The organism is Pedobacter hiemivivus, assembly GCF_005144565.1.
Taxonomy (GTDB): domain Bacteria; phylum Bacteroidota; class Bacteroidia; order Sphingobacteriales; family Sphingobacteriaceae; genus Pedobacter; species Pedobacter hiemivivus.
Genome location: NZ_SWDX01000002.1, coordinates 754,309 through 767,543 on the forward strand (window position 1 = coordinate 754,309; position 13,235 = coordinate 767,543).

10 protein-coding genes and 1 tRNA gene are annotated in these 13,235 nt (G+C 38.1%); 1 reads left to right on the forward strand and 10 read right to left on the reverse strand.

Annotated features, from left to right (window positions below; all coding sequences use genetic code 11):
• Nucleotides 1–3: 3 nt before the first annotated feature.
• Nucleotides 4–444 (forward strand): GNAT family N-acetyltransferase, encoded by a 441-nt coding sequence (locus FBD94_RS06625; protein WP_131611696.1) that lies wholly within the window; start codon nucleotides 4–6, stop codon nucleotides 442–444.
• Here the strand turns inward: FBD94_RS06625 and FBD94_RS06630 are convergent.
• The 10 genes from FBD94_RS06630 to FBD94_RS06675 form a co-directional block, all read right to left on the reverse strand.
• The gene (locus tag FBD94_RS06630; RefSeq protein ID WP_136879556.1) at nucleotides 408–2,156 is read right to left on the reverse strand and encodes an amidohydrolase; all 1,749 of its coding nucleotides are present in this window, start codon (nucleotides 2,154–2,156) and stop codon (nucleotides 408–410) included. The genes FBD94_RS06625 and FBD94_RS06630 overlap by 37 nt on opposite strands.
• 137 nt (nucleotides 2,157–2,293) lie before the next feature.
• The gene (locus FBD94_RS06635) at nucleotides 2,294–2,629 is read right to left on the reverse strand and encodes a hypothetical protein (RefSeq protein WP_131611700.1); all 336 of its coding nucleotides are present in this window, start codon (nucleotides 2,627–2,629) and stop codon (nucleotides 2,294–2,296) included.
• A gap of 378 nt (nucleotides 2,630–3,007) precedes the next feature.
• Nucleotides 3,008–3,080, reverse strand: a tRNA-Thr gene (locus tag FBD94_RS06640).
• Nucleotides 3,081–3,253: 173 nt separating this feature from the next.
• Nucleotides 3,254–5,752 carry an outer membrane beta-barrel family protein gene (locus FBD94_RS06645; protein ID WP_136879557.1) on the reverse strand — a complete coding sequence of 833 codons (2,499 nt, stop codon included), beginning with the start codon at nucleotides 5,750–5,752 and terminating at the stop codon, nucleotides 3,254–3,256.
• An 11-nt stretch (nucleotides 5,753–5,763) separates the two neighbouring features.
• Nucleotides 5,764–6,894, reverse strand: coding sequence for a PepSY-associated TM helix domain-containing protein (locus FBD94_RS06650; protein ID WP_136879558.1), 1,131 nt, complete (start codon nucleotides 6,892–6,894; stop codon nucleotides 5,764–5,766).
• Nucleotides 6,895–6,973: 79 nt separating this feature from the next.
• Entirely contained in the window at nucleotides 6,974–8,182 is a 1,209-nt protein-coding gene (locus FBD94_RS06655; protein ID WP_136879559.1) for a DUF4374 domain-containing protein, read from the reverse strand.
• A gap of 32 nt (nucleotides 8,183–8,214) precedes the next feature.
• Nucleotides 8,215–10,608, reverse strand: coding sequence for a TonB-dependent receptor (locus tag FBD94_RS06660; protein WP_136879560.1), 2,394 nt, complete (start codon nucleotides 10,606–10,608; stop codon nucleotides 8,215–8,217).
• 89 nt (nucleotides 10,609–10,697) lie between these two features.
• Nucleotides 10,698–11,918, reverse strand: coding sequence for a hypothetical protein (locus FBD94_RS06665; RefSeq protein WP_136879561.1), 1,221 nt, complete (start codon nucleotides 11,916–11,918; stop codon nucleotides 10,698–10,700).
• The gene (locus FBD94_RS06670; protein WP_136879562.1) at nucleotides 11,902–12,558 is read right to left on the reverse strand and encodes a hypothetical protein; all 657 of its coding nucleotides are present in this window, start codon (nucleotides 12,556–12,558) and stop codon (nucleotides 11,902–11,904) included. The genes FBD94_RS06665 and FBD94_RS06670 overlap by 17 nt, the downstream gene beginning before the upstream one ends.
• A gap of 91 nt (nucleotides 12,559–12,649) precedes the next feature.
• On the reverse strand, nucleotides 12,650–13,189 hold the full coding sequence (locus tag FBD94_RS06675) for a sigma-70 family RNA polymerase sigma factor (RefSeq protein ID WP_169472235.1): 540 nt from the start codon (nucleotides 13,187–13,189) through the stop codon (nucleotides 12,650–12,652).
• Nucleotides 13,190–13,235 lie beyond the last annotated feature (46 nt).

The following is a 13,235-nucleotide window of genomic DNA, read 5'->3' on the forward strand; positions in this document are numbered from 1 at the left end:
GCGATGACTATCCAGGCAGTAACAGAAAAAGATATTGAAAATTGCGCAAAGGTATTTGTTCAGACCTATAATGAGGCGCCCTGGAATTATCATTGGGAATTTAAGGATGCTTTAAAGTATTTAGCTGAATACTATTCTTCGCCTCAATTTAAGGGCTTTCTTTTATATGATAATGATGTTTTTGCAGGTGCGATGTTTGCCCATACGAAAACATGGTGGACGGGCGTACAACTTTATATTGATGAGTTGTTTATTGCCCCGGATTCGCAAAAGAAAGGATACGGCAGAACTTTGATGAGGTATGCGGAGCAGTATGCGCTGGAAAATGGTTTAGGTACGATCACTTTAATGACCCATAAGTTTATGCCCTCAATGAAATTCTATGAAGGTATTGACTTTATGCACGCTCAACCGCTGGTTGTTTTATTTAAGCCCCTTTTATAAACGGATTTCCCTTCTTTAATGGTTTCCATTACCTTAATCTCTCTTATTTTTTCGGGATTTATAGTTAATGGATCTTGATCCAGAATTACCATGTCGGCAAGCTTGCCAACTTTTAGTGATCCTTTACTGTCTTCTTCGTGATATTGGTACGCTGCGTTAATGGTTATCGCTTTAAGCGCTTCTATCGGCTTAATTCTTTCATTTGGACCAAGTATTCTTCCTGAACGTGTTTTTCTGTTTACGGCCGAATATACAGCTGTGAGGAGATCGGGAGGGGTAACTGGTGAGTCATGATGCATGGTGAAAAGTATAGCCGCTTTTAGTGCAGAATTTGCAGGACTAATAAAAGCTGCTCTTTCGGGACCAAATACGCTCGAATAATGCCAGTCTCCCCATAAATAAACATGCGTTGAGAAATACGAAGGAATCACACCAATGTCTTTTATTTTTTGGATATGGTCTGGTCGACTATTCTGAACGTGAATTAATGTTGCTCGCAGTTCAGGTTTATAGATGCCTTCATTTTTTAATTTCTTAATTACTCTAATTGCTTGATCTATAGCTGCATCGCCATTCACATGGAGTTGTGCGGTTATGCCGTTTGAAAAAAGTATTTTTAAGTCATTATATAAAACCGAATCCGCAAATATTGGGAATCCTTTGTAATCCGGTCCCTGGCCTGCAGGCGGAACAAGGTATGGTATAGTTAACCATGCTGTTTTGCCCTGAGGTGATCCATCGTCAGAGAACTTGAAACCACCTAGTTTTAAACGGTTATTATACTTCATATATTCCGGTTTAAATTTGTCAAATTCTTTCTTGAAATATTCAAAATCAGGAAAATAAACAAGATCAGCTTTTAACAATTTTCTGTCTGCCGCTTCTTTTAAAAGCGCAACACTTTCGCCCATTGTTCTGCCGTCACACATGGTAGTTTGGCCATAGCTTAGCCATTCGTCCTGGGCTATCATCAGGTTTTTCATGGATTGAGTTAGATTATTCCCTTGGTCTTTACTCATTTTTTTAGTTAGTGTAAGCAACGCTGTAAAACATGCATTCTCCTCTAATTTTCCATTTAATTTTCCTGTTTTCTGGTCGCGGCCGTAATGTCCACCAGCGGGATCTTTAGGATTTTCATCAATGCCAACGAACTTAAGCATGGCTGAATTTGCAACGGCTGCATGCCCTGATGCATGTATTGCAATGATTGGGTTGGTTTCGCTAATGGCATCCAGTTCCTGGCGCGTTGGATGTCTGTGCTCTACCATAATTGCATCATCATAGCCATTGCCAATAAGGGGTATTCCTGCTGGGATTTTATGGTCTTTGGTATACTTCTTTATCGTGTTTTGTAAATCAGGAATAGAGTTTACAGTGCCATATGGGGTTGGAGATAAGTCGATAGCCTGAATCATTCCTGCACGGGAAGTAATGTGACCATGAGCATCTATAAAACCGGGTAAAAGTGTTTCGCCTTTAAGGTCGTATGTTTTTGTTGAATCCCCCTGATATTCGTCGGCTTCGGATTTTTTTCCAGTAAATATGATTTTTCCGTCTTTCACAGCAACAGCTTCCACAGTAGGACTAGCATCTTCCATGGTTATAATTGTTCCCCCAAAATATATGGCATCAGCCTTGTCTTTCGTTGTTTTGTTTTGACAGCCAAAAAGGAAAATGGCAACGATAAGCGGTAGATAGAAGCTTATTCTCATAGCGTTTTTTTAGGATACTAATTAGAATAAGAACAATGCTGGCTGTTAATTGTTTGTTTAGGGTAAGCGCAAGCCACTTAAAGCAAGATCTATCATAAAATAAAAAGGAGGATGATCATACATCCTCCTTTTAGTTTTTAATTCTCGCAGGCAACGATTGTGTCGTAATACTCGTATGTGTAATTCGAGTCATGACCATTGATTACGATTTTGATCTCATCACCCTCGTTCACATAAGTTGAAACATTTCGTGTTGAACCTATGTAGACATTGTTTACGTACCATTTAATTGTATCGTCGGTATGTAAATCCCTGGCTTCAAACTGCTCATCGCAGGAAGTTAGTTCGCCTCCAGAATGCCCACCACTTGTTATGTATGCACAATACCAGCTGTAATCTGGATCATCAGGTGTAAAGCTGGTTAGGAACGTCATAAACATTAATCCGGCAGCTAATAACAATTTAAATTTCATAATTGAATTGTTTAAGGTGTATAAATTGGGTTAATTAGGCAGGTGAGGGGGCTGAGCGTTGTTGTTTTAAGTTTTTCATAATGAGGCGATTAATTGAGTTTAGCGTTTTGTTATCTCAAATATTTAAAATATTTCAGCTGCTTTTATAACTTAAATTACCTATCTGTTAAATCATATTGTCATTGGCTTTTAAAAGCCAAAAAAAGGACCTGTATCATCACTCGTGATCAGGCTCTTTTTATGCATACGTCTTTTTAAAAAAAATGGGTTCTGTATCTTATCCCTTAGGATCTAATAGAAATTTAACTGCGGCTTTTTAAGCTGCAATATGATACAAGTCGAGGTAACAATAAGCTTAAATTGAGGGGGAAATTAAAGAGCCTCCTATCGGGATCGAACCAATGACCTACTGATTACAAGTCAGTTGCTCTACCAGCTGAGCTAAGGAGGCTTTTAATTGTTGAGACTGCAAATGTATAACTTTATTATTGCTCTGCAAATTATTTTCCTTAAGTTTTTTAGTAAAGTTGGCGCGTTAACCCGTAATTTTCTAGCTATTAATGTTTTGGCGTTTGATTTTTTTTTAAAATAATTGGTCAGGCGTTTAAAAGGTAGGCGCTGCCATTAGCCGCCCCCTTTAACTCTGCTTTGAATATCTTCGCTTGCGCTTTTACGTTCTTTTTTGCTGAGGTTCTGATTACCAAATCTATAGGAGAAGGATAACATTGCTCTGCGACTATCAGATCTTTTATCTGTATTCATATCGATGTTTTGGAAAAAGGTCTGTTCCTGATACCTGTTTGTTTGAAAAACATCATTTACCATCAGCTTTATACTTCCTTTATCATTAAAAAATTGTTTCTGGATACCTGTTGAAACAGCATAGCTTGCTTTATAAGTCGATATCCCATAAACTGAACCAGAATACCAAAAAGCACTTAGCTCCATACTATAGCCCTTACCTGCTTTAAAAGAGTTCTGCGTATTAAAGCTGAAACTGGCATTTGCATTCTTAAAATCTTCATTTTCCTGACTGCCCCGATATTCGTTTCTAAACGCATTTGCGAAATAGGTGCCAGTCCACCAGTTTAGTAGTTCTGTTGATGCAGTGAAGCTAATGCCATAGTTGATCGCCTTACTTAAGTTTTTAGGTGTTTCGAAAGTAGTATTTAGCGCATCAATCTGCCCGGTTATCCAGGTGATTGCATCATTGGTTTGATTATAGTTAATAGCCGTTGTGTATTTACCCTTGAAAGTATGGCTAAGCTGAAATGTATTCGTTAATTGAGGTTTTAGAAATGGGTTTCCCTGATAATAAAGTAGGGGGTCTCTAAACACTCTAAATGGATTAAGGTCTCCATAATCGGGGCGCTCAATTCTGCGACTGTAAGCGGCCTGAAACTGATGGTTTTCTCCTATAGGCTTGTTCAGAAATACGCTTGGAAAGAGCTGGAAATAGTTACGGTTTAGTAGAGAGTCTGAAGTGATTTGATGACCTTGAGTTTGTGTATATTCTCCTCTTAATCCAACTTGTAGACTAAATCCTTTAAACTCTTTGTTGATATTGATATAACCGGCATGTATTTGCTCTTTATATTTAAAATGATTGCTGCCGTTAACATCGTAAACCCAATTGCCATTATCCAGGATATGGTACTTTAGGTTATTGTCTGATTGTATAAAGCTGCTTTTTAACCCGCTTTCAAATTTTACTGTTTTTCCGAATTGATCTGTATAGTCAACTTTTCCAATGTAAACATCTGTAACTGCCGGCACATAGCCCTTTCTCCTAGCTATTGTTCCTGATGGTGCATCTGGTGACAATAGTGTAATGGTGTTTAAATTCAGGTTTGATGTAAAGCTATTACTGGCAAAATCAACATCAGCAGAAAGTTCCCGCCCTTCTTTTTTAAATTGATGTAAGTAGTTTGCATTGTAGGTGAGGTTTTCCCAATGTTGCTGATCATAATTTGAAGTGATCGTTTTACTTATTGTACTATTGTTATTGCTAATAAGGTTGTTATCTGTTTTGCTATCATGGGTGTATTTACCCAAATTTCCGTTAATGAGGATGCCGAAACTGTTGGCTTTATCTAGCTCGTAGTCAAAACCAATGCGAAAATTATGTGTATTTAAAGGCTCGTTCGTATTGGTGTGCTGAAAGGATGTGCGCTGGGGTTGACCATTTGCAATACCTGTATCGTAAAAGCGACGTACAAAATCAAGGTATTCTGTTTCACCACGATAGGCGTAGTTGTAGCCGCCATAAAGGTTTACTTTATCGTTTCGATAATTCAGATTCAATCCGCTGCCGTAATGTGCGTTTCTGCTGCATCCAGAGTTTAATGCTATAGCCCCATTAAATCCAGTGGCAGTGTTTTTTTTCATGATAATATTGATGATGCCTGCATTACCGGCCGCGTCATATTTAGCTGAGGGGTTGTTTAGTATCTCAATTTTGGAAATGGAACTGGAATTGGTGCCTTTGAGTATTGTACTTAGCTCTTTGGGAGAAAGGTATGTCGGTTTACCGTTAATCATTACATTCACACCAGATCTTCCCTTTAAAGATATTTTTCCATCCTCATCAACTTTAACTCCTGGGGCTTTTTCCAGCAATTCTAAAGCCGTATTGCCTTCCGAAAGGATACTGTTTTCTACGTTAATGACCGTCCGGTCAATGGTTTGCTCAATTAGTTTCTTTTTGGCGTTTATAGTGACTGAATTCAGGACTTTAGCATCTTCAAATAGTGTAAAAACACCCAGATGTATGTCGTTGTTGTTTCTTGAAGAGATATCAAAGGGTTTAGAATGGTGTGTATTGAAGCCCATGGTGGTGATCTTTACTTTATAGTTGCCCTCTATGATCGTAACGAAGTGAAACATACCAACGGTGTCGCTTAGCGTGCCTTTTAATGTTTTTCCTTCTTGATCTAAAAGCGCTATAGAAGCAAAGGGGAGTGGTTGACCATCAGATGAAATGACTTTTCCTGAAACCTTTCCTTTGTTTTGCTGTGAAAAGGCAAGCGGTATTTCAAAAATTGAAAATAGAATTAGCAAAGTAAAATGCAAAAGGGATCCTGCAACAAGGCTTTTGCCTGTTGAATATTTTTGTTTTTCCATAAAAAAAGAGGTTAGGCGGTAATCAGTTGTTTTTCCTTTGGTTTAGCTCTTTTGGCTGATTTTTTCTTTTTGCCCCACCAAATGTAAAACCCGGTTACTGGTAAACTGGCGCAGATTAAACTGGCAAGAAAGAAAAGGATTTTGGTTGGTAGTCCGCCTATAGCACCTACATGCAGACTGAAGTTAGATCTGCGCAGCCAGGTAGCCAGGTCGGCGTCTTTAATTTTGGACTGCGAAGCAGGAAGTTGCTTTAAGGTAAACTGGTCAAGATAAATATCCCTCCAGATGCCATCTTTCATGTCTGTACAAACATATATGGCTGCTGCGTTATTTTGAGGGAATGAAACAATTACTTCGTCTTTATTAAATTCCCCTAGCTCATGTATGGCTAGGTTCCAGGCTTTATCCACCTGTTTCAGCATCTCGGTTTGACCTACAAAAGTAGTGTCAGATATAGCTTGTATCCTGGGGGTATCTTTACCTCCTGCCATCCAATAAACCCCCTTATTGAACCAGGAGAAACTCATAACCAATCCAGTAAAAGCAAACAATAAAGCAATGATTAAGGCATAAAAGCCTAAAACATTATGCAAGTCATAATTTACCCTTTTAAGTTTAGCTTTCCATCGTACTTTAAAACTTTGATTTACTCCCTTTTTGTTCCATTTTTTTGGCCACCAGAGGATTATTCCACTAATGAGTAGCAAGAAAAATATCAATGTTCCCCAGCCAACAAATATTTCTCCTATTTCCTCAGGCATCCACAAATGGAAATGTCCTTCATCAATAAAATGGAAAAAGTCTTCATGGTCTACCATAGCTACAACCTCGGCTGTATATGGATTAACGTAAACCAGGGAATCTGAGTTCAATGTAAACTGAGCGGTCCGACCCTCTCCATGATACCATACGCTATTGATTTTCTTTTCTGGTAATGCTACAGAAACGGCTTGATATAATTTTGAGGGTGGTAGTAAAGCTATTCCTTCAGTTTTTTTTGCGTGTAACCAGGGAGATGTTAGCTGTTTAATTTCCTGTTCAAATACAAGAATGCAGCCGGTTATACTTAAAATAACGACAATGATCCCGGATGCTAGTCCGAGCCATAAGTGTAACCAGGCATTTATTTTTTTGAATAGCATTGATTCTGAAGGGTAAGGGGTACGCAATTGTGTTTTTATAAAGGGCCTAACTGTGGCTCAGGCAAGCCCTTTATTATATTTATTTAATTAAATCCAGACGTTCTACGCTGTTCACTCCATCTAATTTAGCACCGCGTGTTACTGCAGCAGTGCTGATGTTGTATTGATAGATGTAGAATCCATCAGGTGTATTGGCAGCAATTGAAGCCACACCATTTTCTACTAATATATTTTGGCTGAATGCTGTTGCTATACTTTTTGGGATGTTGATTTTTGTTTTCGTTTTGTTGATTACATCAATAACATAATACTCTGTGATGTATAGTGTACCATATGCATCTGAAGAGGTGATTTTTGTTCTATCTAAAATTTTGCTAATGGCTTTGCCATTTCCGATATAGAATAATCCAAGTGCTTCTTCTTTAGTTCTGTCTGTCAACTCATAGAAATAGTCTGGATCAATTTGCGTAGTTCCGCCTTTTACTTTGTATATTCCAAAAGGAAGGTTTGTATCTGGTGTTGTCCATGTGTTTGGTGTAGCTAAGAAATAAGCATTTCCATTGTCTGTAAATGAACCCGGCATGTGCAATGTATAATGTTGTGGCGCGCCAAAACGATTATCCTGACTTACAGTAACATTGTTCATCGCAGGGTAATCCATAGCAGCAAGATAAGTTACACGATCCGAAAGATCAGTACTATTTGCAGCTTGAGTGTAGGTTAAATAAAATTTATCTCCAACAAAGGCAGCGTTATAACCCCAGAAATAATGATCAGCTTTTAAACCAGGAACATTGATATTTCCACTTGAGGTAATGGTCATTGTCTCTACGTTTAAAATTGCATATTGAAATTGAATCGATGCATTGCTGCTAAATAATACAAGGGTTTTGTCATCTTTCCATTTGTAGAAACTAGAATAAAATGCCCAGCTAATTTGTTTGAAAGGGATTTCTTTTACAATGGTATTTGTCTTATTGTTTGAAGTGTATTTAACCAGGTTACCTGAATCATTGTCGATACCATAGTAAAAGCCATTTTTAGCGGTCATAGTGGTTAGGTTTGTCGCAACCCCAATGCCGGCAGTAGTTATTGTTCCTGAGTTTAATGAACCAGCTTGTACCAGGTAAGATGCTGCAGGGCTTCCTGCGGATACCCTTAAACTATATATTTTTTCTGTTACCGGATCTACGGTTTCAGGTTTATCACTTTTTTTACAGGCGCTAAATCCTGTAAGTAGTGCGGCAATACATAATACCGCAGTTGGGTTTTTGATTGATTTTAACATAAAATTGATTTTGAATTGATGTGTTCTTATTGTTATTTGATGAAATACCTAAGCTTCATGAAGAATGATCTTCCAGGCTTTTGGAGCCTGAAATTGTCATAGGTTAGTTCATCCGTTAAATTGATGCACTCTGCTGATATATTGTATTTTCCATTTTGGAAGGAGTAGGACAGTGCCGCGTTGTGCGACAATTGTTGTGGAATTTTGTTGTTAGACTCCTTGCTGCCGCGACTTTCCCAATTCAAGTAAAACCAATGCACGTATTGGGTATACCAATTGAATTGGATTCTGGTGTTTTTACCTATCAGGTCGTTTTTACCAATTCCCAAATTAGCATTGCCGTACAACCATGGCTGATTTGGTATATTGTCTCCATAAGTTTGATCCAGCTTATCGGTGCCATAAACATATCGTTGGTTATTTTTAACCTGGTGATAGCTCCCGTTAACTGAAAGATCTAATAGCTGATCGTACCCATATCTCAATTCTGTTTCAGCTCCTTGTATGCGGGCCATGCCAACGTTTTGATACGAGGTATAGATGCCTCCACCATTTGGTGAGCTATAAATGAAGTCTTTGGCATTTCTAAAAAAGTACGACCCTTCAATAGCAAACTTATGCTTATTGATCTGGTGGTTGTAATAGGCGCCAACGTTGATGTTGTCACTTTTCTCTGGTTTTAATTTAGGGTTTGATGAGGTATTGATGCCATTCCCAAATAATTCTTCACCTTCCTGTAACCTATAGGCGTGTTCATAAGAGAACTTGATGCCGGCGTTTTTAGTAAGTTTATACCTCGAGGCTATTCCGTAGCCGAGGTAATTGTTGGTTGCACTGGTGTCTGACCTTACCCAGGAGCTTTCTCTTGAAAAATAGACCGCATTCCTTACAAAAGTACCCAGGCGATAAAATTTAGCAAATACTGTGTTGGTTAGTCTTTTATCTAATAATTGACTCTGATGTGCTAATCCTATAATGGTTTTGTCAATTGTATTTGGAATGTCGAATGAGTTGTTGTCTACTTTTTTTAAATCTTCAACTGCTGATCTGCCAAAATGGTTGTAGGTATAATTCAGGTTCAAATCCTGGTTGTCATTGATTTTGTAGTTGAAATTAGCCCTTACTATGCCTGACGTGTTTTTGTAGTGGTATATCGTTTTGATATCTCTTAATTCTCCGGCAACAGCTTCTTCTTTTCCCTTTCCTTCCCAACCATAAAAGTTTGAGGCGGTATCTACTACATCCGATCTGTCTAGAGACAATGACCCAACAATATTTGCCGTTAAGCCCTTAATCAAGAAATCGCTTTTTTTATATTTTACTGATGGCATGAAGAAATTACCACGGGTATGTAAGGCACCGAATACCTTGTTCTGACTGGCACCGGTTTGTATTTCTTTGTATTGGTTAGAGTACATGAAACCTAGTGTAAACTTGTCTGCCCAGGACTTGTTATTGACTCCTACATCCATTTGCCCCATAGTTGAGCGATAAGCGTCGTGGAAGCGCCTGGCATCTTTTAGCACCACTTCATTATTTTCCGTAACTTTTATTGCTGCATCATACTTAGGGTTATTCCGCATCATGTAATCATTGTCAGAATAATTATGGAAACCACTAAAATTGAACATTAAACCTGTTTTGTCGTCAGTAAATCTCCCTGTTAAAGCAGCTCTTGTGGTGTTAAATGAACCATAGCTGTAACTAGCGTCTAAGAATCTTTTGGTGTGCTGATCGGTAATTACATTTACTGCACCACCTAAGGCATCAGATCCCAATTCCACTGGCACAACACCTTTATAAACCTCAATGCGTTCAGCAAGATTTACAGGGATATTGTTTAAAGACATCGCTCCACCAAAACTCTCCATAGGGACACCATCCAGAAAAAACCTAACCTGCTTGCCGGATAATCCATTAATTGAAAAATTAAAGTTGGATCCCAAGCCGCCTTGTTCTCTGATTTTAACCCCGGTAGTTCTGTTTAGGATCTGGTTCAGGTCAGCAGTAGTATTTGCGTATTTTCTTGTCTCAATAGCGTTTACAGCAAAACCGGATTCTTTTACTTCCTGGTTTTTTGTTTTTCCATTGATGCTCACATTTTGTAATTGCTGCTGATCCTTTTTCAAAGAAAAATTGAGGTTCAGGTTTTGATCAATACTTAAGGTGATAGATTTTGATGCTTTAATATATCCTAGGTAGGAAACAATGATCGTATAGCTTCCTGGTTTAAGACCATTAAATTCATAATAACCAGTTGCATTAGAGGTTGTACCAATTTGACCGCCTTTAATCATTATAGAAGCACCAGCAATGACTTGATTTCCATCTTTAATGTAGCCGGTGATGACCGTTGAGTTCTGAGAAAAAGCGTGGAGAGATATTGAGCTGAATAAGAATAAGAGTAGAGATTTCCAGTACGACATTTTATTTAATATTGTGCATTTATACTAGTAGGTAGCATAACTGCTTGTTTACCGAAGGTGGAAAACAAGAAATATTAAAATAATTACGTTTATGGCGTTAGCTCATCAATTCTCATGATGAAATCAGTGTTCCCGGCTAATTGCATGCCTTTCTTTAATTCCCCGGTTTTGATATGGTAGATCCATATATAGTTGCCTTCTGTAGAGGAGTTTACAGAAATGTAGGCCATGTCCTTATTTATGAGTACACATTGTCTGCGCGTTCCTTTATCAAGCGGGAGATCAAGCTTGTGTGTTGTTTTACTGATCAGATCAGCTACATAAAATTCAAAATGTGGTGTACTGTAATGGTCGCCCAAACCTTTAAAGAGATCTTTTCTTTCGCTTCTGATGATGACTTTGTTGTTGCCAAGATACCACATGCCATAGGCATGATTATGGGTAGCAGAGGTGCTAAGGTTAAAGAAGTAGTTTTCATCAGGAATGTCTGATCCCGATTTAATCCGCATGATGGCGGTTGGTAGTTCAGGGCGGTTTCCTAGTGCAATGCCCGGACAAGTCATAAAATAATAATTATGCTGCTCGTCATTGAAAGCGTAAGGTTGTATGGTATTGATTCCTCCCGGATAAGTAGAACGAGTGTCCTTATCGGTTTTAATAGCCGTCATTTGAGGGTAATTCAACGTTGTAATATAAGTCGTGTCGCTCGTCGTATAATTAGATGCACTTAATTGCTGATGGTAGGTGTAGCCCACAAAAAGCTTTTGGTTGCGCAATTCTACAAAGCCAACAGACATGTTATCAAAACGACCGGAAGGGAGGGGGATGTCCATATTGCCTTCAGCAATTAGGCCCATTTTTGCCGTGGTTACAATTGCATATTTTACCTGTGAAGATTCAGGTACGTTTAAACCGGTAAGTAAAAGCGTGTCTGACCCTTTCCAGTAAAAGTTTTCAATAGAAAAATCCTTTAATGGAACTGATCCCACTTCAATTAAAGATCTGTTACTCAGTTTATACTTTACGAAAGTTCCTTTTTTTCTATTCAGATGATAATAATAACCATTTTTAACAATCACCGAACGGGTGATTTCTTGTGAATTGAGTTCTGCGCCCTCTTGTTCAGGCATCAGTAATCCTTTATCTAAAGTCTTGCTTTGTAATAAATACTCTTTGCCGTCTTTAGCTAGGATGTATATACTGTATTTTTTGGCGGTTGTATCACCTTCTGAAGATTTTCTTGTGCATGCTGTACCGCAAAACAAGAAGAACAAGAGCAGAAATTGAAGGCGATTAAATTTGAAACTCATTGATGATTTGTTTTTGAAGTACAGGAGGGAGGTCCATGATGTTTTTTTCGTTCACCACGATGATCTTGTCTACTCCATTTTCACCCTTCAATATAATATAAGTCTGACCGGCTTTAAAGATCATTTTTTCTGAGCTCCCTTCAAATATAAGCTCCATATCTTCCTTTGGACTAATCAAAAGGCTACCTGAAAGATCAATAACGCCAGTGGTATTGTTGATTCTTGTAGAAGTGTTTGTTCCCACAGAAATTTGATAAGCCCTGGCGTCTACATGTTTTACATGCATAGAAGAACTATTGTTTACTACCAGAGGCATATCGTTAGTAGGTTTAACAGTAGTTAGATAATAACCTGTAATGCCAAGAATTGCAATAACGAAAGTAGCTGCAATGGCTCCCGACCAGAATGGGTTTTTATAAAAGTTTTTTTTAGTCGAAATCGGCGCTGGGGATTCTTGAGGAAATACTTTTTCAATTTCGTTCCATAACACAGCTTTGTGTTGCGCTTTATCTTCACTTATGGGAAGTTGCAGCGCTTCATCGCTTTCTCCGGAAAATAACCATCCCTCTACAGCTTCGGATTCTTCCGCGCTGCATTCGTGCCTATGGTATTTTTCTATGAGCTCTTTGCTGATCTTCATTCAGTTTTATAGGATATGCTTTTTAATAGATACAAACTTAGATAAAATATAAGTAGCATAACAACGGCTTTACCGTAAGTTGAAATGAAAATTAATTGGAATAATTTGAAAGATTAAGTCTTAAGACGCCTAAGGCTTTCGTAATGTGGTATTCTACAGCCCTTTCTGTGATGAGTAGAGCAGACGCAATTTCTTTATTACTAAGTCCCTGTTCACGACTCATTTTATATACACGTTTGCATTGGCAGGGAAGTGTATCAACCAGTATGTTAACTTTTTCCTTAAGGTTATTGAACAATACACGTTCTTCTGTGCAGTTTGAAGAATGACTACAGTCTTGGTATTTAGTGCAAATGTGTTTTTGCTGGCTAACTTTATTTCGGATGTATTCGAAGGTTTTAAACTTGGCTGCCCGGATTAAATAGTTATTAATGTTTTCGAGTTCAAGTTCGTGCCGACGCTCCCATAAAGATTTAAAAATATCCTGAACCATCTCACGCGAGGGCTCTATTTCACGGATATTGTTATAGCATACTGCATAAACTTTTTCCCAATACAAATTGTACACTGTTTCGAAAGTATTTCTATCGATCAGGGTGGTGTTATTTGTATTGCTTTTCTTTTCAGTCAAAACTCAATCTATTGTTGATGTGCTGCAAATATAATTTATTTAGAAT

Bases quoted from the DNA above. Each gene is read 5' to 3' on its own strand.
- FBD94_RS06625 (WP_131611696.1), top strand. From the start codon at position 4: ATGACTATCCAGGCAGTAACAGAAAAAGATATTGAAAATTGCGCAAAG.
- FBD94_RS06630 (WP_136879556.1), bottom strand. From the start codon at position 2,156: ATGAGAATAAGCTTCTATCTACCGCTTATCGTTGCCATTTTCCTTTTT.
- FBD94_RS06635 (WP_131611700.1), bottom strand. From the start codon at position 2,629: ATGAAATTTAAATTGTTATTAGCTGCCGGATTAATGTTTATGACGTTC.
- FBD94_RS06645 (WP_136879557.1), bottom strand. From the start codon at position 5,752: ATGGAAAAACAAAAATATTCAACAGGCAAAAGCCTTGTTGCAGGATCC.
- FBD94_RS06650 (WP_136879558.1), bottom strand. From the start codon at position 6,894: ATGCTATTCAAAAAAATAAATGCCTGGTTACACTTATGGCTCGGACTA.
- FBD94_RS06655 (WP_136879559.1), bottom strand. From the start codon at position 8,182: ATGTTAAAATCAATCAAAAACCCAACTGCGGTATTATGTATTGCCGCA.
- FBD94_RS06660 (WP_136879560.1), bottom strand. From the start codon at position 10,608: ATGTCGTACTGGAAATCTCTACTCTTATTCTTATTCAGCTCAATATCT.
- FBD94_RS06665 (WP_136879561.1), bottom strand. From the start codon at position 11,918: ATGAGTTTCAAATTTAATCGCCTTCAATTTCTGCTCTTGTTCTTCTTG.
- FBD94_RS06670 (WP_136879562.1), bottom strand. From the start codon at position 12,558: ATGAAGATCAGCAAAGAGCTCATAGAAAAATACCATAGGCACGAATGC.